General features: G+C 70.0%; 22 protein-coding genes. 8 read left to right on the top strand and 14 right to left on the bottom strand.

The genetic code is table 11. From position 1 onward, the window contains the following. Window positions 1-11: 11 nt before the first annotated feature. The 6 genes from allB (at window position 12) to ABD663_RS10165 (ending at window position 10377) form a co-directional block, all read left to right on the top strand. A complete protein-coding gene (allB, locus tag ABD663_RS10190) occupies window positions 12-1379 on the top strand; it encodes an allantoinase AllB (protein WP_344738121.1) in 1368 nt (455 codons plus the stop codon). A gap of 234 nt (window positions 1380-1613) precedes the next feature. Beyond that, on the top strand, window positions 1614-4883 hold the full coding sequence (locus ABD663_RS10185; protein WP_344738119.1) for a transglutaminase family protein: 3270 nt from the start codon (window positions 1614-1616) through the stop codon (window positions 4881-4883). Beyond that, window positions 4880-7372: a circularly permuted type 2 ATP-grasp protein gene (locus ABD663_RS10180; protein ID WP_344738117.1), complete on the top strand. Its 2493-nt coding sequence runs from the start codon at window positions 4880-4882 to the stop codon at window positions 7370-7372. Before ABD663_RS10185 ends, ABD663_RS10180 begins: the two co-directional genes overlap by 4 nt. Further along, a complete protein-coding gene (locus ABD663_RS10175; RefSeq protein ID WP_344738115.1) occupies window positions 7369-8298 on the top strand; it encodes a transglutaminase family protein in 930 nt (309 codons plus the stop codon). The genes ABD663_RS10180 and ABD663_RS10175 overlap by 4 nt, the downstream gene beginning before the upstream one ends. A 20-nt stretch (window positions 8299-8318) precedes the next feature. Further along, window positions 8319-9305, top strand: coding sequence for a zinc-binding metallopeptidase family protein (locus ABD663_RS10170; protein ID WP_344738113.1), 987 nt, complete (start codon window positions 8319-8321; stop codon window positions 9303-9305). Between the two features lie 187 nt (window positions 9306-9492). Then, complete coding sequence (locus ABD663_RS10165; protein WP_344738111.1) at window positions 9493-10377, top strand: hypothetical protein; 885 nt, start codon at window positions 9493-9495, stop codon at window positions 10375-10377. Between the two features lie 49 nt (window positions 10378-10426). Here the strand turns inward: ABD663_RS10165 and pucL are convergent, their stop codons facing one another. From pucL to ABD663_RS10140, 5 genes are all read right to left on the bottom strand, one after another. Further along, window positions 10427-11338, bottom strand: coding sequence for a factor-independent urate hydroxylase (gene pucL / locus ABD663_RS10160; RefSeq protein ID WP_344738109.1), 912 nt, complete (start codon window positions 11336-11338; stop codon window positions 10427-10429). A gap of 2 nt (window positions 11339-11340) precedes the next feature. Next, window positions 11341-11706 (bottom strand): hydroxyisourate hydrolase, encoded by a 366-nt coding sequence (gene uraH / locus ABD663_RS10155; RefSeq protein WP_344738107.1) that lies wholly within the window; start codon window positions 11704-11706, stop codon window positions 11341-11343. After that, window positions 11703-12221, bottom strand: a complete 519-nt coding sequence (uraD, locus tag ABD663_RS10150) for a 2-oxo-4-hydroxy-4-carboxy-5-ureidoimidazoline decarboxylase (protein WP_344738105.1) — start codon at window positions 12219-12221, stop codon at window positions 11703-11705. Before uraD ends, uraH begins: the two co-directional genes overlap by 4 nt. 143 nt (window positions 12222-12364) lie before the next feature. Next, window positions 12365-13570 (bottom strand): alpha/beta hydrolase family protein, encoded by a 1206-nt coding sequence (locus ABD663_RS10145; protein ID WP_344738103.1) that lies wholly within the window; start codon window positions 13568-13570, stop codon window positions 12365-12367. Window positions 13571-13735: 165 nt separating this feature from the next. Then, window positions 13736-14368, bottom strand: a complete 633-nt coding sequence (locus tag ABD663_RS10140) for a TetR/AcrR family transcriptional regulator (RefSeq protein ID WP_344738101.1) — start codon at window positions 14366-14368, stop codon at window positions 13736-13738. Window positions 14369-14469: 101 nt separating this feature from the next. On the opposite strand from ABD663_RS10140, the gene ABD663_RS10135 reads away from it, so the two are divergent. Next, on the top strand, window positions 14470-15015 hold the full coding sequence (locus ABD663_RS10135; protein ID WP_344738099.1) for a small multidrug efflux protein: 546 nt from the start codon (window positions 14470-14472) through the stop codon (window positions 15013-15015). 31 nt (window positions 15016-15046) lie between these two features. Here the strand turns inward: ABD663_RS10135 and ABD663_RS10130 are convergent, their stop codons facing one another. The 5 genes from ABD663_RS10130 to ABD663_RS10110 all read right to left on the bottom strand — a co-directional run bounded on the left by ABD663_RS10130 (window position 15047) and on the right by ABD663_RS10110 (window position 19620). Next, on the bottom strand, window positions 15047-16249 hold the full coding sequence (locus tag ABD663_RS10130) for an MFS transporter (protein ID WP_344738097.1): 1203 nt from the start codon (window positions 16247-16249) through the stop codon (window positions 15047-15049). 48 nt (window positions 16250-16297) lie between these two features. Continuing rightward, on the bottom strand, window positions 16298-17929 hold the full coding sequence (mdlC, locus tag ABD663_RS10125; RefSeq protein WP_344738095.1) for a benzoylformate decarboxylase: 1632 nt from the start codon (window positions 17927-17929) through the stop codon (window positions 16298-16300). A 252-nt stretch (window positions 17930-18181) separates the two neighbouring features. Continuing rightward, the gene (locus ABD663_RS10120) at window positions 18182-18457 is read right to left on the bottom strand and encodes a type II toxin-antitoxin system RelE family toxin (RefSeq protein WP_344738093.1); all 276 of its coding nucleotides are present in this window, start codon (window positions 18455-18457) and stop codon (window positions 18182-18184) included. Next, a complete protein-coding gene (locus ABD663_RS10115) occupies window positions 18454-18738 on the bottom strand; it encodes a type II toxin-antitoxin system Phd/YefM family antitoxin (RefSeq protein WP_344738091.1) in 285 nt (94 codons plus the stop codon). The genes ABD663_RS10120 and ABD663_RS10115 overlap by 4 nt, the downstream gene beginning before the upstream one ends. Window positions 18739-18981: 243 nt before the next feature. Then, on the bottom strand, window positions 18982-19620 hold the full coding sequence (locus tag ABD663_RS10110; protein WP_344738089.1) for a LysE family translocator: 639 nt from the start codon (window positions 19618-19620) through the stop codon (window positions 18982-18984). Between the two features lie 115 nt (window positions 19621-19735). Between ABD663_RS10110 and ABD663_RS10105 the strand changes: the two genes are divergently transcribed. Further along, entirely contained in the window at window positions 19736-20182 is a 447-nt protein-coding gene (locus tag ABD663_RS10105; RefSeq protein WP_344738087.1) for an Lrp/AsnC family transcriptional regulator, read from the top strand. 75 nt (window positions 20183-20257) lie between these two features. Here ABD663_RS10105 and ABD663_RS10100 read toward each other — a convergent pair whose 3' ends face one another. From ABD663_RS10100 to ABD663_RS10085, 4 genes are all read right to left on the bottom strand, one after another. Then, entirely contained in the window at window positions 20258-21556 is a 1299-nt protein-coding gene (locus tag ABD663_RS10100) for an ABC transporter permease (RefSeq protein ID WP_344738085.1), read from the bottom strand. Further along, a complete protein-coding gene (locus ABD663_RS10095) occupies window positions 21553-22284 on the bottom strand; it encodes an ABC transporter ATP-binding protein (protein WP_344738083.1) in 732 nt (243 codons plus the stop codon). The genes ABD663_RS10100 and ABD663_RS10095 overlap by 4 nt, the downstream gene beginning before the upstream one ends. A gap of 74 nt (window positions 22285-22358) precedes the next feature. Continuing rightward, window positions 22359-23012 (bottom strand): response regulator, encoded by a 654-nt coding sequence (locus ABD663_RS10090; protein ID WP_344738081.1) that lies wholly within the window; start codon window positions 23010-23012, stop codon window positions 22359-22361. Beyond that, the gene (locus ABD663_RS10085; protein ID WP_344738079.1) at window positions 23009-24190 is read right to left on the bottom strand and encodes a sensor histidine kinase; all 1182 of its coding nucleotides are present in this window, start codon (window positions 24188-24190) and stop codon (window positions 23009-23011) included. Before ABD663_RS10085 ends, ABD663_RS10090 begins: the two co-directional genes overlap by 4 nt. Window positions 24191-24216: the final 26 nt, after the last annotated feature.

Below are 24216 nucleotides of genomic sequence, written 5' to 3'. Positions count from 1 at the left end.
AGCCTTCCGTCATGGCGTCGAGCGATCGTCTCACCATCCGCGCAGGACGCGCCTGGATCGACGGCGCGTTCCGCCCTGCGGAGGTGTGGGTCGAAGACGGCGTCATCGTCGCGGTCGACACCGCGCCGCGCGGCGGACCTCGCGGGGCGGTCGTCGTTCCCGGTGACGCCGTGCTGCTGCCGGGCCTGGTCGACTCCCACGTGCACGTCAACGAGCCGGGACGCACCGAATGGGAGGGCTTCCGCTCCGCCACCCTCGCGGCCGCGGCGGGCGGGGTGACGACGATCGTCGACATGCCGCTCAACTCGATCCCTCCCACGACCACCGTCGAGGCCCTGGAGGTCAAGCGCGCAGCGGCTGCGGCATCCGCGTTCATCGACGTGGGCTTCTGGGGTGGCGCCGTGCCCGAGAACCTCGGGATGCTGCGCCCTGTGCACGACGCGGGGGTCTACGGATTCAAGTGCTTCCTCGCCCCGTCGGGCGTGGATGAGTTCGGGCATCTCACCGGCGACCAGCTGCGCGCCGCGATGGCCGAGATCGCCGCGATCGGCTCGCGGCTCATCGTGCACGCCGAGGATCCGGCGCTGCTGCACGACAACGGTGCACTCGGTCGCGACTACGACGCGTTCCTCGCTTCGCGGCCGCCCGCCAGTGAGGCATCCGCCATCGACGCGGTGATCGACGCCGCACGCCGCACCGGAGCGCGGGCCCACATCCTGCACCTCAGCGACGCCGGCTCACTGCCCGCGATCCGCGCGGCGAAGGCCGGGGGCCTGCCGATCACGGTCGAGACCTGCCCGCACTATCTGGTGATCACGGCCGAGGAGATCCCCGACGGCGCCGGCGAGTTCAAGTGCTGCCCGCCGATCCGGGATGCCGGCAACCGCGACCTGCTGTGGGAGGGCGTCGTGGACGGCACCATCGATGCGATCGTGAGCGACCACTCCCCGTCGACGGTCGACCTCAAGCGCGCGCACGGCGGCGACTTCGGGCTGGCGTGGGGCGGCATCGCGAGCCTGCAGGTGGGACTGTCGGCCGTATGGACCGAGGCGCACGCTCGCGGGATCCCGCTCGAGACGATCCTGCCCCTGTACACGACGGGGCCTGCGGCGGTGGCCGGGCTGACCGGTGTCGGTGCGATCGAACCGGGGGCGCCCGCACATCTGACCGTGTTCGCGCCCGACGAGCGCTACCCGATCGATGCGCGGCGGCTGCTGCACCGCAACCCGATCAGCGCCTACGACCACCGGGTGCTCACCGGCCGCATCCGCCGCACCTGGGTGCGCGGCGCGCTCGTCTACGACGCGACCGAGGGCGACGCCGGGGAGGCGTCGCGCTTCGACCGGAGGCCGTCGGGCCGCCTGCTGTCAGCCCGCTGACCCGGGCCCAACTCCTGAGAAACTGCGACGGCGGCCGGGTCGTAGGCCGTCTTGCATGCTTTCGACCGGTTTTCTCAGGAGTTGGGCACACGGCCGGGGCCGACAGCGCCCGGTCTTGACACCCTGGTGCTCGAAGATCCCGACAGAAGGATGGTCCACCCGCGACGACGACGGATGCCGCAGCCGAGTCGAAACCGTAACCACGCGGCAACAGAAGTGCGAGAGTGTTGACCCATGTCGGTCAAGGTCGCACTCGAGCACTACACGGGGTATCGCTTCGCACACCCGGTCACGGTGCATCCGCACCTGATCCGACTCAGGCCCGCGCCGCACACGCGCACGCCCATCGAGGCGTACTCGCTGCAGATCAGCCCGAAGAACCACTTCATCAACTGGCAGCAGGACCCCTTCGGCAACTGGGTGGCGCGCGTCGTCTTCCCCGAGAAGGTCAGCCACCTCGAGGTGACGGTGGGACTGGTCGCCGACCTCATGGTGATCAACCCGTTCGACTTCTTCATCGAGGAGTACGCCGAGCGGTTCCCGTTCCAGTACCGTCCCGAGCTCGCCGCCGACCTCGCGCCGTACCGGGCGCCGGTCGACGACAGCGAGGCCGCCTACGACTGGATGCAGGGCCTGCCGCCGCTGCCGGCCGACGGCGTGCCGACGGTGACGTTCCTCGCCGACCTCAACCGCGCCGTGCACGGCGCCGTCGCGTACGACGTGCGCATGGAGCCGGGCGTGCAGTCGCCCGACGAGACCCTGACCCGCGCGATCGGGTCGTGTCGCGACTCGGCGTGGCTGCTCGTCAGCCTGCTGCGCCGCTACGGGCTGGCCGCGCGCTTCGTGTCGGGCTACCTCGTGCAGCTCGCCGCCGATCAGGCCTCCCTCGACGGACCGAGCGGCCCCACGGCCGACTTCACCGACCTGCACGCGTGGGCCGAGGTGTACATCCCCGGAGCCGGGTGGGTGGGGATGGATGCCACCAGCGCCCTGTTCGCCGGTGAGGGGCACATTCCGCTGTCGGCGACGCCGCATCCCAGCACCGCGGCGCCCATCGAGGGGGCGACCGGCCGCGTCGACGTCGAGTTCGACTTCCGCAACGAGGTGCGGCGGGTGCATGAGGACCCGCGCACCACCAAGCCGTTCACCGAGGCGCAGTGGGAGCGCATCGACGCGCTGGGCGAAGCCGTCGACGAGCGGCTGCGCCGCGGCGACGTGCGCCTGACGATGGGCGGTGAGCCGACGTTCGTCGCCCTCGACGACGCCACCGCCCCCGAGTGGAACACCGACGCCGACGGCGAGCACAAGCGCGCGCTCGCGGCCGATCTGGCCGAGCGGTTGCGGGCGGCGTACGCGCTCGGCGGCGTCGTGCACCGCGGCGACGGCAAGTGGTACCCCGGCGAGCCGCTGCCGCGGTGGAACATCGCGTTGCAGTGGCGGTCGGACGCCGTGCCGCTGTGGAACGACCCCGCCCTGTTCGCCGATCCGTGGAACGACGACCCCGACCCGGATGCCGCATCCGCCGCCGAGGCGCTCGCGCGCGGGATCACGCGGGTGCTGGGGCTGCCCGACGGGCAGCTGCTCGGCGCGTACGAAGATCCGCTCGCCCGCCTCGCCGCCGAGGTGCGCCGCCCGGCCGGACCTCGTCCCGACGCAGACCCGTCCGATGCCGCGGACGTCGCCGCGCTGGATGCCGCCGAGGCCACGCCCACCGGATGGGTGCTGCCGCTGACGACCGGTGACGACTGGACGAGCCCCGCCTGGCGGTTCCGGCGGGGTCGGCTGGTGCTGCTGTCGGGCACCAGCGCCGTCGGACTGCGACTGCCGCTCGATGCGGTGGCGTGGACCGACCCCGAGCATCCGGGCGAGCCGTCGTACCTCGAGGCGGGTCCGCCGCTGGTCGCGGGCATCCCTCCGGTCGCGGTCGTCGATCCGGACGGCGCCGAGCGCACCGCGCTCACCGTCGAGGCGCGCGACGGTCATGTGTTCGTCTTCCTGCCGCCGACCACGACGCTCGAGGCCTACGCGAGTCTGCTCGCGGTCATCGAGACCGCGGCGGCCGAGCATGGCACCCGGCTCGTGCTCGAGGGGTACGGCCCACCCCCCGACGCGCGTCTCACCCAGCTGGTCGTCACACCCGACCCCGGCGTCATCGAAGTCAACGTGCAGCCGACCTCATCGTGGGCCGATCAGCGTGACCTCACCCTCGACCTGTACGAGCAGGCGCGGCAGAGCCGGCTCGCGACCGAGAAGTTCGACCTCGACGGCCTGCACACCGGCACCGGCGGCGGCAACCACCTCACCCTCGGCGGCGCGCAGCCCATCGACTCTCCCCTGCTGCGCCGGCCGGATCTGCTCGCGAGCATGGTCGCCTACTGGCAGCGGCATCCGAGCCTCTCGTATCTCTTCTCGGGCCGGTTCATCGGGCCGACCAGCCAGGCGCCGCGCTTCGACGAGGGCCGACCCGAGGCCGTCTACGAGATGGAGATCGCGCTCGCCGAAGTGCGTCGCCTCGCGACGGTCGCCGACCAGCCCGACGCCGAAGCCCTGCCCTGGCTCGTCGACCGGGCGCTGCGGCACCTGCTGACCGACCTCACCGGCAACACGCACCGAGCCGAGTTCTGCATCGACAAGCTGTACAGCCCCGACTCGAGCCGCGGCCGGCTCGGCCTGCTCGAACTGCGCGGCTTCGAGATGCCGCCGCATCCGCAGCTCGCGCTGGTGCAGGCGCTGCTGGTGCGCAGCCTCGTCGCGATGTTCTGGGAGAAGCCCTACACGGCGCCGCTCGTGCGGTGGGGCACACGTCTGCACGAGGACTTCCTGCTGCCGCAGGGGGCGACCGCCGACATCAATGCCGTCGTCGCCGACCTTCGCGCCCACGGCATCGCCTTCGAAGAGACCTGGCTCGACCCGTTCACCGAGTTCCGCTTCCCCCGAATCGGCGTCACGCGGCTCGAGGCGGGCGGCGGCATCGAGCTCGAACTGCGACAGGCGATCGAGCCGTGGCACGTACTCGGCGAAGAGGCGACGGCGGGCGGAACGGCGCGCTACGTCGACTCGTCGGTGGAGCGCGTGCAGGTGCGCGTGCGGGGCGTCGACCCCGACCGGCACCTCGTGACATGTCAGGGTGTACCTGTGCCCATGACCCCGACAGGACACCTCGGCGAGTACTACGCCGGCGTGCGCTACCGCGCATGGCAGCCGTGGTCGGCGCTGCATCCGTCGATCGAGGTGCACGCGCCGCTGGTGTTCGACGTGGTCGACGCCGAGTCCGAGGCGAGCCTGGGCGGCGCGACGTATCACGTTGTGCATCCGGGCGGCCGGGCGTACGAGCATCCGCCCGTCAACGCCAATGAGGCAGAGGCCCGCCGCGCGAGCCGGTTCACCGCCCACGGTCATACGCCGGGCCGACTCGACGTCGCGGCGATGCGGCTCGCCGGCCGCCGTGCCGCGACGACCGACTACCCGCACACGCTCGACCTCAGGAGAGTGCCCCCGCGGTGAGCGTGCTCCACGACTACGCGGCGGCGCTGTCGCAGTCTCCCCTGATCCCCCTGTCGGACGCCGATTCGACGGGGATGCCGCGTTTCGACGAGGTGATCGCACCCGAGGGCTCACTGCGCCCGGCCTGGAAGGCCCTCGCGGCGGCGACGGTCGGCATGACCGCGGCCGAGATGGCGCGGGTGGATGCCGAGATCTCGGCAGCGCTCGCCGATGACGGTGTCACCTACACGCACCGCGAGGACGGCGCGCGGCCGTGGCGGCTCGATCCGTTCCCCCTGGTGCTCGATTCGGCGACGTGGGAGTCGCTGCAGGTCGGTCTCGCGCAGCGCGCCGAGCTGCTCAACGCGATCATGGCCGACGTCTACTCCGATCAGCGGCTGCTGGCCGACGGTGTGATCCCGGCGGCGGCGATCGTGGCGCACCCGGGGTTCATCCGGCCGATCGCGCGGGCGAGCGCCGGATCGACGCATCCGCTGCTCATGACCGCCACCGACCTCGGCCGCGACGCCGAGGGCGAGTGGCGCGTGCTGGCCGACCGGGTGCAGGCGCCGTCGGGCCTGGGCTATGCGATGCAGAACCGCCTCGTCGTATCGCGGCTGCTGCCCGAGCTATATCAGGAGGCCGAGATCCATCGGCTCGAGCCGTACTTCGCGGCGTTCCGCGACGCGCTGCTGCAGAACGCGGCCGTCGACGACCCCGATCCGCGCGTGGTGGTGCTCTCGCCGGGCACGCATTCCGAGACGGCCTACGACCAGGCCTTCCTGGCGAACATGCTCGGCTTTCCGCTCGTGCAGGGCAGTGACCTGGTCGTCAGCGACGGCGACGTGTGGATCAAGCCGCCGCGCTGGCCGCGGTCGAAGCCGGTCGATCGAGTCGATGTGATCCTGCGCCGCGTCGACTCGGCGTGGTGCGATCCGCTCGAGCTGCGGGGCGATTCGCAATTGGGCGTCGCGGGCCTCGTCGAGGCGGTGCGGCGGCGGCGGGTGCGGGTCGTCAACGGGCTGGGTGCGGGCGTGCTCGAGAACCCGGCGCTGCTGCCGTTCCTGCCGGCCGCCTGCGAGCGGCTGCTCGGCGAGCAGCTGCGGCTGCCGGCCGCGCCGGCATGGTGGTGCGGGGTGGATGCCGACGAGGTGGTCGCGCGGCTGCGCGACGACCCCGAGTCGATCATCGTGCGCACCCTCGACGGCACCGCCGTGACGGGCGGCGTCGACGAGATCGGAGCACTCATCGCGGCGCATCCCTACCGCTACGTCGGTGTCGAGCGCATCGCCCTGTCGCAGGCGCCGGTGTGGGGGCCGACGGATGCCGCCGAGTCGCGCACCTTGGTGCTGCGCGCCTTCGCGCTGCATCACGGACAGGCCTACCGCACCCTCGCCGGTGGGCTTGCGACCGCGCGTGACGACGCGGGCGCCCCGCTGACCAAAGACGTGTGGGTGCTGAAGTCGGATGCGGCCGAGGCCGATCAGGGTCTGCCCGCCGACGCTCCGATGACGATGATCCCGTCGATCCCGCCGCTGGCACCGCGCGCGCTCGCCGACATGTACTGGGCGGGGCGCTACGCCGAGCGCGCCGAGGATGCGCTGCGGCTCATCGTCGCCACCCATACCCGGTTCGACCTCGCGCGCGACCAGAAGTCGGCGTCGGGTGACGTGCTGCTCGACGTGCTGCACCGCCTCGCCGGAACGCGCTGGCTCGACCCCGACGCCGAGCTGCGGTCGCTGCTGCTCGACGAGCGGCGATCGGGGTCGGCCGCGCATGCGCTCGCCGGAATGCGCGCCGCGCTCGAGGGCGTGCGCGACCAGCTCTCCGGCGACACGTGGCGTGTCTTCAGCTATGCCGATCGGGCGAAGGCGGCGCTGCGCGAGTCGACGCACTCGCCGCAGATCGCGGATTCCGCCGAGCGCATACTCACCGGTGTGCTCTCGCTGCACGGCGTCACGGCGAACATGATCCGCGACACCGGCTGGCACATGATCGAGGCAGGCCGCTACCTCGAGCGCTGCCAGCAGCTGTGCGCGCTGCTGTCGGCCACGACGACCTCGCGCCGCGACTCGCGGGTCGACCGCGACGTGCTTGACGGCGTGCTGCTCGCCGCCGAGAGCCTGGTCACCCATCGCCGCCGCTACCGCGGCTATGGCCGGGTGCGCAGCATCCTCGAGCTCCTGATCAAAGACGGCGACAACCCTCGATCGCTCGCCTTCTCGGTCGAACGCCTGCGCGCGTCGCTGGCGGCGATGCCCGACTCGACCGGTGCGACCCGGCCCGAGCGGCTGCTGCACGAGCTCGCCGAGACGATCGACGGACTCGACGTGGCGGCTGTGGCTGCGGCATCCGGGGGCGAGCGCCCCGCCCTCACCGCGTTCCTCGCCGAGACGCGCAGGCAGCTCGCGCGGGTGTCCGACGCGATCGAGCAGCAGCACTTCCAGGGTGGTCCGCCGTCGCTGGAGATGTCGTCGCTGTCGCTCATCGAAGAGATGAGCCGCTCGTGAAGTACCGCCTGAGCCACCGTACGACCTATACGTACGACAAGCCGGTGCGCAACAGCGTCGGCACCTATCACCTGCGCCCGCGCGAGCTGCCCTGGCAGCGACTGACGTCTCACGGTGTGACCGTGTCTCCCGTGCCCGGCGACCTCGCCCCCGACACCGACTACTTCGGCAACTCCGCGACCTACTTCCACGTCACCGAGCCGCACACCAACCTCGTCATCGACGCCCTCAGCGAGGTCGAGGTCGAGCCGCCCCGATACGACGAGTCGGCGCTCGCACAGCCGTGGGAGTCGGCGCGTCCGCTCGAAGGCGCGACCGCGCGCGACACGTGGGCCGCCGTCGAGTTCGCGCTCGAGTCGCCGCGGGTCGCGCATGTTCCGGATGCCGCCGCCTACGGCGCGGAGTCGCTCGCGCCGGGGCGCCCGCTCGGTGAGGCCGTCACCGACCTCATGCACCGCATCCACCGCGACTTCGACTACGACACCAAGGCGACCACCGTCACGAGCACCGTCGCCGACGCGATGCGCAAGAGGGCCGGTGTGTGTCAGGACTTCGCGCACGTCGCCCTCGCCTGCCTGCGCAGTCACGGAGTCGCCGCCCGCTACGTGAGCGGCTATCTCGCGACCCAGCCGCCGCCGGGCAAGGAGCGCGTGGTGGGGGCGGATGCCTCGCACGCGTGGCTCGCGGTGTGGGTGCCGGCATCTGATCAGTGGCTGCACATCGACCCGACCAACGACACGTGGATCGACGACCGCTACATCACGGTCGCGTGGGGTCGTGACTACGGCGACGTGTCTCCCGTGCGCGGCATCATCTGGTCGAAGGCGAAGAAGTCGACGCTGCGGGTCGGCGTCGACGTGGCGCCGGTCGTCGATGAGGCTCAGCCCGTCGCCGCCGCTCCCGCGCCGGGCGCCGACGCGACCTGAATCCGCGCAAGGATGGAGGCATGCAGGCCTTCCGCTGTCGCGTGTGCGACGGACCGCTCTTCTTCGAGAACTCGGTGTGCGTGAGCTGCGGCAGCGCGCTGGGCTTCTCGCGCGAGGAACGCGCGATCGTGCCGGTCGACGGGGTCGGCCGATACATCGATGCCGACGACCTGATCTGGCACGTCTGCCGCAACCTCAACCTGTCGGGATGCACGTGGCTCGCCCGGCTCGAAGGAGGGCAGTGCGCGAGCTGCGACCTCACGCGGGTGCGGCCCGCCGACGGCGACCTCGAGGGGCTCGCGAACTTCGTGCCCGCCGAACGCGCGAAGCGCCACCTGCTGGTCGAGCTCGACCGGCTGGGTCTCGAGGTCGTGCCGCGCTCGGTGGACCCCGAGCGCGGTCTCGCGTTCGATCTGCTGTCGAGCACGCTGCAGTCGGTCACCACCGGCCACGTCGACGGGGTGATCACCATCGACCTGGCCGAGAGCGACGATGCGCACCGCGAGGGGCTGCGCGAGCAGCTCGACGAGCCGTACCGCACGCTGCTCGGCCACTTCCGCCACGAGATCGGCCACTACTTCGAGTGGACCCTCGTGACGACGGATGCCGCGGTCGCGCGCTCGCGCGAGCTGTTCGGCGACGAGCGTGCCGACTATCAGGCATCCGTCGACCGCCACTACGCCGAGGGCGCTCCGGCTGACTGGGCGAAGGCGCACATCTCGACGTACGCGACGATGCACCCGTACGAGGACTTCGCCGAGACCTGGGCGCACATGATGCACATCCTCGACACGGTCGACACCGCGGTCGCCTATGGGCTGACGGATGCCGCGACGGTGGATGCCGCATCCGGCATGCGCGCTCTGGTGACCGAGGTGTGGGTGCCGCTGTCGACGGCGCTCAACGTCGTGAACCGATCGATGGGCAAGGGCGACCTCTATCCGTTCACGATCCCCGCGCCCGTGCTCGACAAGCTCGAGTTCACCGCATCGCTCCTGCCGGGCTGAGGGCCGTACCCGCGACGCATCGCCGAGGAGATCGCGCCGACGACGAGGCCTCCCCACGACAGGCATCCACCCCTCGTCCGGGTCTCCTCGATCGTGAGACACCATCGGGTCTCTACCGAGGCCGGCACCCGACGACTAGAGTTCCGTGCATCTGAGCGTGCGGGCGGGGCGGAAGGGGAGCCTGGGCGTGGAAGCATCCGAAGGTGGGCGCAGCGCGGGACGCGACGTGCCGGGGGAGGCACGCAATCCTCCGCCGTACTCCGCGGCGCAGCCCGTCCCCCGTGAGGGCGACGCTGCGCAGTCTCACGACGGCGGTCACTCCGCCGAGCCGGGACCGACGGCGAATCGACGCCGTCGTCGCGTCGGCCAGGCCGCCCTCGGGGTGATCGGAGTGGCTGTGGCCGGCGCGCTCGCGACGGCGATCATCACGCCCGAGCGACTGGACTGGGCCTTGGGCCTGCTCGCAACGCCTGATCCTTCCGCGTCGCCTGTGCAGGAGACGGCGCAGTCGGTTCAGTTCAAGCGCGTCACCACGAGCGATTCGGCGCTGGCGTTCGACGTGCCCGAAGACTGGCTCGTCGTCGCCGCCAGGTGGAACTACGAGATCGACGGTGTGCTCGACGAGGGAAGCGCCGGCATCGCGGGGCACTCGCCCGCGGACTGGGTCGACTGGGGTGAAGACGGGGTCTGGCTCGGAGCGTCCGTGGATGCCGCGACACGCCTCGGCCTTCCCGGAGCCGGGCACGAGACCAGTGCGGCATGGGTGCGAGAGCAGGTGCGCCTGAACGACTACTGGCTGGACCAGGGCTGCGTGCTCTCGTCGATGCACCCGGCCCCACCGGACGGAGTGGTCGGCGAGGTGGTGGTCTGGGAGAACTGCGCGGGCACGGCGGGTGTTCGCCTGTGGGAGCTCTGGTCGGTGCTCGACGCGGGCGAGGCGATCGTCCTCGCGCAGTTGACGATGACGTCGGAGACCTCTGATGAGGCGGCGGCGCGCATCATCTCCTCGATCGTCATCGCGCCGGATCGGATCGCGTCCGCCGCGGTGTCGTCCGAAGGCGAGACGCCCTGACGGAACCGCCGTCGCCCGCCCGTCGCTCGGTCGCTGAGCGACTGCCCGCCTACACGAAGGTCGGCAGGTCGACCCAGGCGCCCGGAGCCTCGGCGACCCCGTCGCGCAGCACCGTTCCCTCGATGAGCCCGTACGGGCGGTCGGCGGCGTGGAAGACCTCACCCGGGTTGTCGAGGCCGAACGGCGCGAGATCGTAGAGGAAGTGGTGGATGTTGGGCATGGCGAAGCGCACCTCGGCGATCTCGGGCCGGGCTTCGATCGCCGCCTTGCCCATCTCGAAGAGGGTCTGCTGCAGCGCCAGCGAGTGCACCGACGCGAAGGTCGCCAGCAGAACCTCCGACACTTCGGAGTACAGCCCGTTGTAGTCGATGCCCGCATCGACGGCCTCGGGCAGGAACCGCCAGCGACCGGTCACCGACGTCGCCATGATGCGGTCGTCGGTCTCGACGAGCGTCGTGTACGTGTCACGCGGAAAGCCGGCGAACTCGCTGCCCGTCGACTTCAGCACGACCAGGTCTTTCACACCGCCGGTGACGTGGGTGGCGCCGTCGATCACCTGCACCGATGCCAGCCGTGTGCCCTGGCCCTTCCGCACGAAGGAGTGGTCGTGGGCGGCGCCGTCGATGAGGATGCGCTCCCACTCGTACTGCTCGGCCTGCCACAGGCCGCCCTCGATCCAGTCGAACGACGACGTGAAGTGGCGCGACAGGGCGAGCAGGTATTCCTCCGCCGACGGCACGCCGAACTGCTTCGCAAACGCGAACGCCGTGTTCTTCTGCGTGTCGGTGGCGACGACGACGCTGTTGTCGCCGGTGAGGTACGACTCGGCCAGGGCGGCCCCGCGCAGCTGCGAGCTGACGTTGAGATCGACGATTTCGTGACGCGGGGTGTCGCGGTAGATCCGCACCACGCGGTTCTCCGCTTTGCCGTACTTGTTGGCGCCGAGGCTGACCGAGACCATGACTAGCTCCCTCTGTAGGTCGAATAGGCGAACGGGCTGAGCAGCAGGGGCACGTGGTAGTGCCGGCTCGAGCCGTCGTCCGCGACCTCGACGGTGAACGTCACGGTGACGAAGGGGTAGAAGGTGTCGACCTCACGCTCGGCGAAGTATGCGCCGGTGAGGAAGGTGAGGGTGTAGTCGCCGGCGGGCAGCTGCTCGGGCCCGAGCGCCGCGCGGCCGTCGGCGTCGGTGGTGCCGTGGGCGATGATCGACCCGGGGGTCTCGGCGACCACCGAGTCGCCGGATGCCGCGGCCAGCACGACCGCGACCCCTTCGGCGGGTGCACCGGTGGCGGCATCGAGCACGTGGGTGGTGAGGTGGCTGTTCATGTCTCTGCGGTCCTCTCGTCGTCGGTGACGGTGGTGCGCAGGCGCAGCAGGGCGATCTGCGCCAGCTGGTCGAGAGCCTCGGATGCCTCGGTCTCGTCGTCGTTGCCGAGTCGCCGCTCGAGCTCCGACAGCATCTCGGCGGGGCTGCGCCCGGCCGCCCGGATGAGGAAGACGCGCCCGAACCGTTCTTCGTAGGCGGCGTTGCCGGCGGCGATGCGCGCGGTGATGTCGGCTGCGGCATCCGTCATCGACGCCTGTTCGCTGCGGGATGCCGCAGCCTCGGCGCCCGTCGTCGTGGGGCGCTCGCCGATGCGCGGGTGGTGCGCGAGGGCCGCGTCGAGGTCGGCGCGGGTCCAGGCGGTTGCGGCGTCGCGTGCTGTCTGCGCGAGGCCATCGACACGGGTGTAGGGGCGGGCCGCGACGAGCGTGTCGACCCAGGCGGGAACCGCCGCCCACACGGCGACGATCTCGGCCGCTTCCGGAGCCGGCAGCGCGTTGAATTCGGCGAGCTGCATGCCGTCACGTTAGCGGGTGCGCGTTACTGAGGGGTTTCGATGATCGGTCGGGCTGGGTGACGTGGGCGCCGCGGCGCTGGTGCGCGCTCACCAGCCACCCCCGAAACGGCCGAGGTCGTCGCCGAATCCGGCGGGGTCGGTGATCAGGTGGAGAGCGCGCCCGCGAGCCAGCCGAACGCATCGGCGAAGAAACGCGACGGGCCCATCCCTTCGCAGTGACCGCCACCGCCGTCGGCATCCCGATACATCACGAACCGCTTGTTCTCGACGGTGAGCCGGTCGTAGAAGGTCTTCGAATCGCTCTGCGCGAAGTCTCCCTCGCCGTACGAGACGAAAGTCGGGCACGCGATGGCGGACACGTCGACGGTGTACTTCGCCATCTCCTTCACGTACTCCAGCGGGGTGTCGCAGCCGTGCGATCGCGCGCGCGACAGCCAATACTCTTGGCCGACGACTCCGGGATAGGCCTCCCAGATCGCGTCGTTGAATGCCGGGTCGTCGTTGTGGAGCATGTCGAGGAGCGACCGGGGGAGGTGCGTGGCGAAGGCGGCCCCCATGTCCAGCTGCGCGGGGTCGGCGGTCATCGCGGCAATCCTCGGCTCGTTCGCCGCAGCCCGAGGCGCGAGGTATCCGCCGAAGCTGCGGCCGACGATTCCCAGTCGCGAGGCATCCAGGCCGTCTCGGGCCGCGACCACGTCGATGGCGGCCGCGACGACCGTCTCGAAGTCGAACCGGAACGGCACGCGGTGGGCGTAGAGCATCTCGCCCTGCCCGGGACCGTCGAAGGTCAGGACTGCAAACCCGCGCATGGCGGCTTCGACAGCGCCGAGGGAGTAGGTCTCCTCGGCAGGCCCGTCGTACCCCGCGGGGAAGATCAGCACCGGGAGGCCACCGTCTCCAGCCAGGGTGTGGGCCGCGGCATCCGGCGGCAGAAACAGGTATCCCGGCAGCTGCATGCCCTCGAAGGGGATCTGCACACGCTCGGTCGGGACGGGCAAGTGCGGGATCGCATCCCAGAACGCCTCGCGCGACGCCCGCCAGGCATCCTGGAGCGCGTCGCCGGTGTAGTCGCGACGAGTGTAGAAGTAGGCAGAGCGGAAGTACTCGCTCGCCCGGAGGAAGGCTTGGGTCGCGGTGTAGACGTTTCCGCGGGAGGCCTCCGATTCCGCCAGGTCGCGGTTGTCGACGCCGGCCGCGAACCACGCGCGGTACCAGGAGTCGAGGTCGGCGGGCGTGATCCGCGCCGCGATCGCGAAGACCTCGCCGAGATCGGCGCATCCGTACGACGCCTTGGCCGCGGTGCGCTGCAGCTCGCTGTCGAACGAGGCGTCATCGAAGAACAGTTTCACAGCAACCCCCATGTCTGCCGACCCCACCACCAAGGATGCCGGGCCGAACGGTCCATCTACTCGGCACCCGTCGTCGTGCGGCGCGGATCCGGCAGCGCGTTGAACTCGGCGAGCTGCATGCCGTCACGTTAGCGGGTGCGCGTTGCTGAGGGATACCAGGGTGCCTCAGTCGTCGGCGTTCCCGCCGCCGGCTTCCGCGACGAGGACGGCGTCGACGGCGATGCGCAGCGTCGATGCGTCGTACTCGAGTCGGGCGGCGCCCGTCATCATCGCGCGGTCGAGTGAGACGCCGTCGATGATCGCGAGGAGAAACCTGGAGAGGGCCGGGATGTCACCCGGCACCAGTGCGCCCTCGGCATCGAGGATCGCGAGCCAGGATTCCACGCGTCGCTCGGCCTGCCGGACGAGGAGCATGTAGTTCTCGCGTGCTTGGTCGGACGCCTCGGGCGCGATGACCGTCTCGTAGATCGTCTTCCACGTCTGCCGCGCCTCTTCTTCGCTGCCGAAGGGCTCGAGCAGCGCCCACAGGCACTCGAGCAGCCGGTCGCGCGCGGGCAGAGTGGTGTCGCGGATGCGCGCGTCGGGCATCGCGTCCGTGTACAGCTCGGTGAGCACCGCGCCGATCAACGCGCGCTGGGTCGGGAAGTAGTGGCGCAGCGTGCTCGCGCCGACGCCCGCGCGGGCCGCGACGGCGCGGACGCTCGGCCGCTCGCCGTCGTCGCGGACGATTTCGGCAGCCGCTTCGAGGATCTTCTCTCGCGTTCCGATGACTGCACCTCCCCTGGGAATAATACTCACCTGCACGGCGTACTAGTACAGTGTGCTAGTACGCCGTGCTAGTACGAATGCATTTCACCAGTCACCCATCGCGCGGCACAACCGCTCGCGGAAGGAAACCCATGGACCTCATCGACGGTCTCCAGAACCTCATGTCGCACGTTCCGCTGATCGTGCAGCCCCTCATCGTCCTCCTCGCGGCGGCGATCCCCTTCGTCGAAGGAGAAATCGCGTCGGTCCTCGGCGTCTGGGCCGGCCTCAATCCGTTCGTCGCCTTCGCGGCGGCGGTCACCGGCAACTTCCTGTCGGTCTTCGTCGTCGTCGTCTTCGGCGCTCGCATCCGTGCCGCGATCGTCGCGCGGCGCGCCCACCGTCGCGAGCTTGTCCTCGCCGGCGGCCATGCGTCGGGCGTGCCTGCGCTTGCGGCGGAGACGAAGCCCGAATCGAAGGGACGCCAGCGCTTCCGCCGGTTCCTCGTGCGATTCGGCGTGCCGGGTGCGAGCATCCTCGGCCCTCTGGCGCTGCCGACGCAGTTCACGTCGGCGATGCTCGTCGCATCCGGCGTCTCGAAGAGCTGGATCCTGCTGTGGCAGGGTGTCGCGATCGTGCTCTGGACCGCGCTCACGACCGCCGCCACCGTCGGCGTCCTCGCCCTGATCGGCCTGTGACGCCTCGCGTGCGCCGCACGGGCGGACTGCGTCAGGCAGACGCCCGGCGGCGCATCGCAACGCCTGCACTGACCGTCGCCGCCAGAACGAGCACCGCGAAGACGACCATCACGGCCTGCTCGTTCACGAACTCGGCGGCCAGGCCGACCGATACGACGGGGACGATGAGCCCGAGGTAGGCGATGAGGAACAGCAGCGCGAGCGTCTCCCCGCGGCGCGCGGGATCGGTGAGAGCACCCGCGGTCGCGATGGCCGAGCGGAACAGGATGCCGACTCCGACGCCCGAGATGATGCCGCCGAGCACGAAGAGCACGAGCGACGGCAGGAACGACCCGATCGCGACCGCCACAAGTCCGAGCGTGCAGCAGACGATCGCGGTCGTGAGCTGTCGTCGCAGCGCGACGCGCATCAGCGCCGCCTGGGCGATCGCGGCTGATGCGAAGACGGATGCCGCCGTGAGGCCGGCGAGCAGATGGTCGCGGTCGCCGAACGTGTCGACGAGGAACACCGGCGTGAGCGTCGTGAAGGTGCCGAGCAGCGCGAACGCCGAGAAGGCGCCGAGTCCCGCGACACCGAATGCGCTGCGCGAAGACGGTGGCACGACGAGGCGCTGCGGCCGATAGCGACCGCGCCCGGCGACCGCGTTGACCGTTTCGGGCACGAACGCCATCGCGACGGCGCACACGAGGATCACGACCAGGTAGATGACGTTCGGGAGGAACAGGGGATCGTCGACGAACTCCGCGAACAGCCCACCGACGATCGGACCGAGAGCAAGGCCCCCGATCGTTGCGACGCCGGCGACTGTGGCGGCGATGACGGGGCTCTCCTTCGGGCGCGTGCGAGCGCGCAGCTCGCCCAGATGCGCTGTCGCGTTCGCGGACAGGATGCCGATGCCGACACCGTTGACCACCCGCGCGACGAGCAGCGCAGGCACCTCGGTCCAGACAATGAAGAGGAGCGCGGCGACCGCGACGAGCGCGAGCGCGATGAGCGACATCCGTCTGCGGCCGGCCCAGTCGCTGACAGGACCGAGCAGCAGCAGCCCGCCCACGACACCGACCGCGTAGGCGGCGAAGATCACGGTGATCATCCACACCGGGTAGCCGTCGGCCTGCTCATAGATCGGGTACAGCGGGGTCGGAACCGTCGAGTACGACATCGCGAGGAAGAAGACGATCGCGACGACCCAGAACCCTGCACCGGCGGGCAGCGTGTGGGTGGAGCGGGTCATGCGCGTCCGATCGATGGCTGCGCGCTCGTGACCGTCGCCTGGGCGACGTCAGATCAGCGGGGGGATGGTCGGTGTCACCGGCACGACGATGACGGTCGGCTTGTCGGCGTCGAAGGCGGCCGCGAGCTCTGCGCGGACGTCGTCTTCGGTCTCGGCGTCGACTCCGTGGCATCCGTAGCCTGTGGCGAGGGCCGCGATGTCGAGGCCCGGAATGTCGAGGCCGGGCACTCCGGGGGTCTCCTCGAGCTCGGCGAAGGACTTCAGGATGGCGTACTCGCTGTTGCGGGGCACGACCACGACGAGGGGGAGGCCGTGCTGCGCGGCCGTCCACAGCGCTTGGATCGAGTACTGCAGCGAGCCGTCGCCGATCACGGCGAGCACCGGACGCTTCCGTCCGCTGTCGCGCTCGGCCAGTGCGATGCCGACCGAGGCCGGCAGGTTCCAGCCGAGGCTGCCCGACGCGAACGTGTAGAAGCTGTCGGGCAGTTCGACCGGCCAGGCGGCGTGCAGTTCGGCGAGGTTCGACGGCGACTCCTCGACGAGCACCGTGTCGGCGGGCGCCGCGTCGCGCAGCGTACGGAAGAGCTGCGACGCGGTCAGACGTGAGTCACCCGGCTCTTGGGTAGGTTCGGCCTGCGGCTGGGGCGCCATTCGGTGCGGCTGCGGCGCGATGCGCGCCGTGGTCGAGGGCCGCGCCGGTATCAGCTCGGTCAGCCGCTCGATGGTGAGCACGGCATCGCCGAGAAGGCTGTCGCCCACCGGCGCCTTCGCGGTCTCGCCCGGGTCGTCCGAGACATGCAGCAGCCGCAGGCCGTCCGGCACATACGAACCCGCAACCCACGGGTAGTACCGGAAAACCGGTGCGCCGATCACGATCGCGAGGTCGTGGCCCGCCAGCTTCTCTGACAGCGGCCCGATCGCGAACGGCAGTCCGCCGACGTAGAGCGGGTGGTTCTCGGGGAACGGCGGTCGCTCGGATGCCGGTGCCGCCCACACCGGTGCGTTCAGGCGCTCGGCGAGCGCGATCGCCTGGTCCCAGCCCTCTTCGCGCGCGATCGCCGCGCCGTAGATCAGCGCGGGGTTGTGGGCAGCCGCGAGGGCCGCGGCGAATTCGGCGAGCCGCGTCGGATCGGGCGCGATCCGGGTGGCGACCGAGCGCACGGCCGCCGGCCCGTCGGCGGGCTGATCCCAGTCGTCCAGCGGGACGGAGAGGAACACCGGGCCCTGCGGCGGCTGCGTCGCGATCGCGATCGCCCGCATGAACGCGGCCGGAACGTCGCCGGCGCGTACCGGTTCGTAGCTCCACTTCACCCACGGGCGAGGAAGCACGGCCGGGTCGATGTTGGTCAGCCAGGGCTCCATCAGCAGCATCTCGCGCGTCTGGTTCCCCGCGGTCACGATCAGCGGGGTGCGGTTCATGTACGCGGTGAGGATGTTCGACATGCCGTTCGACAAGCCCGCCGACGTGTGCACATTCACCAGCACCGGAGTGCGCATCGCCTGCGAGTACCCGTCGGCGGCGCCGACGGCAGCCGCCTCGGCGAGCGTCTGCACGTAGGTGAAGTCCGCGGGATAGTCCTTGAGGAAGGTCTCTTCGGTCGACCCCGGATTGCCGAACATCGTGGTCACGCCGAGCGTGCGGAGCAGGTCGAACGTGACTTCGCGGACGGTTGACGTCATCGAGCTCTCACCTCATACGGTCGAGCGCGCACGCGCGCCTGCGCCCCATTGTGTCGGCGGCCCGTTGGGCAGACAAGGGGTCTGCTGCCACTGCGTGGTGGCGGGTGTCGTCAGCGGAGCGTGGTCACACGGCGTGGTCCATGGGTCGCCACGGCGTTCGTTCGTGCACGATCGTTGCCGCGTCGGCGGTCGGCGCGGGGTCGGGGACCTGTCTAGGAGAGAAGCATTCCCTTTGGTGATGCGGGGCGATTCTCAGCGACGGTGGTAGGCGTCCCGGCGATGCTCTATCGTCACGATCTCGATGACCAGTCGGTCGTCCTCGATCCGGTAGAGCACTCGGTACTCGCCCCGCCGCGCCGAGTACAGTGGCGCGAGCGGCTCACGCAAAGGCTTCCCGACCCGCCGCGGGTTCCCCGCCAAGGGGCCGACGATGAATTCGAAAGCCGCCGCCGCGACCGACTCGGGGAGCGTGACCTCCAGCGCGCGCCTGGCTGATCGGGTGAAGATGACCTCGTACGCGACGTTCACTCGGCGAGCCGACCGCGCGCGACCATCGCCGCGCGAACCTCATCTGCCGACGACACGTCGCCCACCTCGAGCTCAGCGATCGCTGTCCGTAGCGCTGCAACCTCGTCTGGGCTGCTCAGGATGTCGACCGTCTCCACGAGCGCGTCATAGTCCTCGGCGCTCATCAATACCGCGACTCGGGCGCCATTGCGGGTGATCTCGAACCGCTCGTGCGTTGTCGTAGCCGATTCGATGTGCTTGCTCAGCGATGCGCGCGCGTCTGCCAGAGAGAGGACTGTCATGTACAGAATTCTAGCGTGCGCAAGAGGAGGGCCGCCCGACCTCAACCCCCTCTTCGTGCAATGCCCGTCAAAGGATCCGGGCCTCGGCGTTCACGAGAGGATAACGACCGACTGAGGACTGGATGCCGCTGCCCGCGCCGGCTTGCGCGTTCTGTCGCCCGGCGCATCGGGCTAGGTCCCGCCCGCGGACACGGCCGCACTATCCGACGCTCGCTTCTCGAACTGCAGCGACCGGCGACGTGCCTAAACGATGTGCGCGATCGTGATGGCCTGCTCCACGAGCATGGCGATGCCGATGAGGATCATGAGGGCACCCGACACCCGGTTCAGAAGGGCGCCGGCGCGGTTCGTGCGCGACAGCCGGCGGGCGAGCGTTCCCAGCAGGAGGTAGAACGCCGACCCGATCACGATGTAGATCGCGCCGTAGATGCCGAGCTGCAGGGTCGCCGGCAGTGGCGATTCGGCTCGGACGAAGAGCGGCAGGATGGCCAGGAAGAACAGCAGCGCCTTGGGGTTGAGCGCGCTGACGCCGATGCCGCGGATGAGGGTGTGGGCATCCGGCCGAAGATCTGCGGGGGCGATGGCGCCGGCGGGGGCCGCGGAGGATCGTGCGCGGAGGATCGCCGCGCCGAGGTAGATGAGGTAGCCGGCGCCGAGGACGGCGATGGCGGTGAGGGCGAACGGCACGGTCGCGATCAGGGCGCCCAGGCCGACCGCGACAGCGATCGTGATGATCGCGTAGCCCGTCATCAGTCCGCCGACGGCGGAGCCTACTCGGGTGCCACTCGTGCTCGAGGAGAGCACGAACACCCAATCGGGCCCGGGGACTACGAGGGCTATTGCGGCGAAGCCGACGAAGAGCGCGAGCGCAGCGATGTCCATGATTGCGGTGTCCTTGCTGAGGCCGTGAATGCGATATCTCGCAGAGTAGGCCGACCGAGGCCGCAGTCGATTGCGAATATTGCTGAGCAGCATCGTCTTCTGGCAAGTTTGAATCGTGGATGCGATCGACAGCGCAATAATCGACCAGCTTCGCCGTGATGCGCGCGTGAGCAACAACGAGTTGGCTGAGCGCGTCGGGCTGACGCCGTCGCCGTGTCTTCGACGGGTGCGGCGCCTGGAGGAGGAGGGGGTCATCCTCGGGTACCACGCGCGGATCAACCCTGACGCGATCGATCAGGGGTTCGAAGTGTGGATCGAACTGGAACTGGCCGACATGAAGCAGGCGACCGTGGAACGATTCGAGGCCGCGCTCGTCGCGTTCGACGAGATCATCGAAGCGCGACGGATGTTCGGGTCGCCCGACTACGAAGCCCTCGTCAGAGTGGCCGACCGCACCGCCTACGAGGCGTTCATGACCCAGCAACTGACCGCCCTGCCGGGGTTGGCCAGAATGCAGTCCCGGTTTCCCATGAAGACGATCAAGGCGCCGCACGAGGGATAGAGAGGCGGCCGGCAGAGTGCCGATCGTCGAGACGAGCGGGCTCCCACCTGCCCGGCAGGAGCCCGCTCGGCGACCTCACTCGTAGCGCAGAGACTCGACGGGGTCGGCCTTGGCCGCACGCCAGGCGGGGATGGTCCCGGCCAGGAATGCGATGACCATGACGGTCAGGATGATCGTGACGACCGACACCGGGTCGAACGCGATCAGCGTGAGCCCGGCCAGATCCGACAGCAGTCCCGTGGACACGGCCGTGCTGATCGCCCCGCCGGCGATCATCGCGATGCCGACGCCGATGGCGCTGCCGAGGAAGCCGAGGAAGACGGCCTCGAGGCTGAACAAGCTGAACACGCGTCCGGACCCCATCCCCATCGCCTTCATGAGGCCGATCTCGCGCGTGCGCTCCTGCACCGACATCAGCAGGGTGTTGACGATGCCGAAGCTCGCGGCCAGCAGCGCGATGATCGCGAAGCCGTTGAGCACGAGCACGATGCCGTCGATGACCGAAGTGATCGTGCCGAGCTGGTCGGCGACGGTGATTCCGGTGTAGCCCTCGTCGGACAGGGCATCCTGCAGCGCGTCTATCTCGTCGTCGGTGGCGTCGGGGTCGAACCAGACGGTCGCCGAGGTGTACCGGTCTGCCTCGTCGGCGGGGATCCCCGTCGACTGGGTGTCGAAGAGGGTGTCGGCGAGAGCGTCGTTGAGCAGGATGCTCGCGCCCAGCGGCGACGCGAGCGTCTCTTCGGTCACGCCGACGACCTCGGCCGAGATGACGTGCTGCTCACGCATCGCGTCGGTGATCGCGATCTCGACCGTCTCGCCGATGGCGGCATCGGCAGAGTCGAACCCGAGCGCCTCGACATAGGTGAGGGGGATCGCGACCTCGTAATCGGCGGCATCCGTGTCGGGCTCCGCGCCGGCGGTGAGCAGCGTCGTCTGCCCCGGCACGAGGCTGCCGACCTGCGCGACGTACTTCGTGCCGTCGCCGAACACGATGTAGTCGGGGCTGATCGCGCGCGCGGCCTGCACGTCGAGCACCCCGTCGATGCCCTCGATCGTGGCGACGTCGTCGGGCGTGAGCGCGATGACGGTCTGGCCCGGGATGCCGGTGGAGACGGCATCCGGGTCGTATTCGACGGGCCCCGACGAGCCGGGAGTCCGCTCCGAGCCCTCCTGCACCTTGGTGACGGTCATCGCGTCAGACGCGCCGACCGCGCTCACCGTGTCGTCGATGTACTGGTTGATCCCGGTGCCGAGACCGCTCGTCAGAGTCAGGGTGAACGCGCCGACGAAGATCGCGAGGATCGTGAGGATCGAGCGGGTCTTGGAGCGGAACGTGTTGGCGCCTGCGGTGGTGATCAGATCAGCGGTCCTCATGCCGCCACCTCCGAAGAGTCCTCGACGATGCGTCCGTCGCGGATGTGGATGCGGCGGTCGCAGCGGGCGGCAAGGTCTTCGTCGTGGGTGACGACGATGAGTGTGATGCCGTGCTCGCGGTTGAGGGTGAACAGGATGTCTTCGACGACCGCGCCGGTGTTCGAGTCGAGGTTGCCCGTGGGCTCGTCGGCGAAGATGATGCGCGGGTTGTTGACGAGGGCGCGGGCGATCACCGTGCGCTGCTTCTGACCGCCCGACAGGTTCACGGCCTTGTTCTTGGCCTTGTCGGCGAGCTCGAGCTGCTCGAGCGCAGCCATTCCGCGGCGCTTGCGCTCGGCCCGACCGACGCCGGCGATCTTCATCGGGAGGATCACATTCTCGAGCACGGTGTTCGACCCGGTGAGGAAGAACTGCTGGAACACGAACCCGAACGTCTTGTTGCGGGTGCGGTTGAGTTTCCTGCCGCGCAGTCGCTTCGTGTCGACGCCGTCGAGCTCGAGGTCGCCGGAGTCGGGGGCGTCGAGCAGGGCGAGCACGTGCATCAGGGTCGACTTGCCTGAGCCCGACTTGCCGATGATCGCGATCGACTCGCCCTCGCGGATGTCGAAGCTGATGCTCTTGAGTGCGTCGAAGCGGTTCTGGCCGCTTCCGTAGGACTTGTGCACGTCGCGCGCCGAGATGATCGTGGCACCGGCCGGCGCGTTGGTGACAGGGGAGGAGATTGTCATACCCCCAGGCTCGTCTTCCTCGCGCGGGCGCGGATCCTCCCGCGGCGGCATGCGCGTACCGCACCTGCGGTATTTCAGCCGCCGGGCGCGAGCAGTCCCGACTCGTAGGCGGCGATCACGAGCTGCGCGCGGTCGTGCGCGTACAGCTTGGTCATGATGCGGTTCACATGGGTCTTGGCCGTATGGGGTGAGATGAACAGCTCGTCGGCGATCTCCTGGTTCGACCGGCCCCGCGCGACGAGCAGCAGCACCTCCTCCTCGCGGTCGGTCAGCGACTCGAGCCGAGCGCGATCCATGGCCGCGGGCTGCAGATGCTTCGCGATCAGGGCGCGCGTGGCTGCTGCCGACAGCAGGGAGTCACCCGCGTGCACGGCCTCGACCGCGCGCACGATGTCGTCGGGCTCCGAGCCCTTCCCGATGAACCCGCTCGCCCCCGCGCGCATCGCCCTCACGACGTACTCGTCCTCCTCGAACGTCGTGAGGATGAGCACCCGGGTCTCGGCGAGGGCCGGGTCGGCGCAGATCCGGGCTGTCGCGTCGATTCCGTCGAGTCGCGGCATCCGGATGTCCATCAGCACCACATCAGGACGAAGCCGACGGGATGCCTCGACTCCATCGGCCCCGTCGACGGCATCGCCGACCACCTCGATGCCGGCCGCGGCACCGAGGATGTCGGTCACGGCCTGGCGGATGAGCGCCTGATCGTCGACGACGAGCACCCGGATCACGCGGAGCCTCCCTCTGTCAGCGGCAGACGCGCTGCCACCCGCCAGCCTCCGGCCGCGGGACCGGTTTCAACGGAGCCGTGCACGGTCGCCACCCGCTCGCGCATCCCGGCGAGGCCCAGACGAGAGCCCGGGGCAGCGGATGCGTCGATCGCCGCAGCGATCGGGTTCGTGACCACGGTCGTCAGGGCCTCGTCATCCACGGAGAGAAGGATGTGAGCGCGGTCCTCTGCGCCGTGCTTGTGCGCGTTGGTCAGCGCCTCCTGAATGACGCGGTAGGCGACAAGGCCGACGGCGCCGTCCGCGCGCGACAGGTCGCCTTGGATCCGGACCGACACCTCCAACCCGGCCTCGGTGAACCGGCGGGTCAGGTCGTCGAGCTGAGCCAGGTTCGGCCCAGGCGCGGTGGCATCGTTGTCGTCGGCCCGCAGCACCTCGAGCAGGCCGCCGATCTCACCGAGCACCGTCCGCGACGCCGAGCGGATCGCCGCGAGAGACTCCTTCGCCTTGTCGGGCCGGGCATCGATCGCGGCCGACGCGACGCCGGCGTTCAGGCTGATCACCGAGATCTGGTGGGCAACCGCGTCGTGCAGATCCCGTGCGATCCGCAGCCGTTCCTCCGACACTCGACGACGGGCCTCGGCCTCACGGGTGCGCTCGGCGCGCTCGGCACGATCCGTGATCGCCGCGATGTACTCGCGCCGCGACCGGGTGGCATCCCCGAGCGCCGATCCGACGATCGCCGTCAGCGCGAACTGCACCAGCCGCGGGTCGGTCGGGCCGCCCTGCCAGGCCAGCAGGCCCAGACCGATCACCAGCCCCACGGCGATCAGCGTCACGATGACCCCGACCTTCCGCGGCCTGCGGTTCGTGACGGCGAAGATCGCCACAGCGACCGCGAACGCGATCGCCGGGGCGAGGGTCGCGAACGCGGCGGCGATCCCGTACAGCGCGACCTCCACGCCGAGGATCGGAATCGGCCAGCGTCGGCGGAAGAGCAGAGCCGCCGCCGCGAGCGCGACCAGGGTGATCGTGGCGGCATCCGGCACGAGGATCATCTCGCCCGGATCGCGCACCACGGAGAGCACCACCATCAGCGCGATGATGATGATGTCGGCGAGCCACGCGGGCAGGCGGGGCTGCGGATCCGTGAGCATGGTCTCGCCGTCAGGCACGGTCATGCGCCCAGTCTGCCTGCGCGAGCGCA

This window comes from Microbacterium awajiense, from assembly GCF_039536545.1.
Taxonomy (GTDB): Bacteria; Actinomycetota; Actinomycetes; order Actinomycetales; family Microbacteriaceae; genus Microbacterium; species Microbacterium awajiense.
This window is presented reverse-complemented; position numbering and strand designations above follow the sequence as displayed.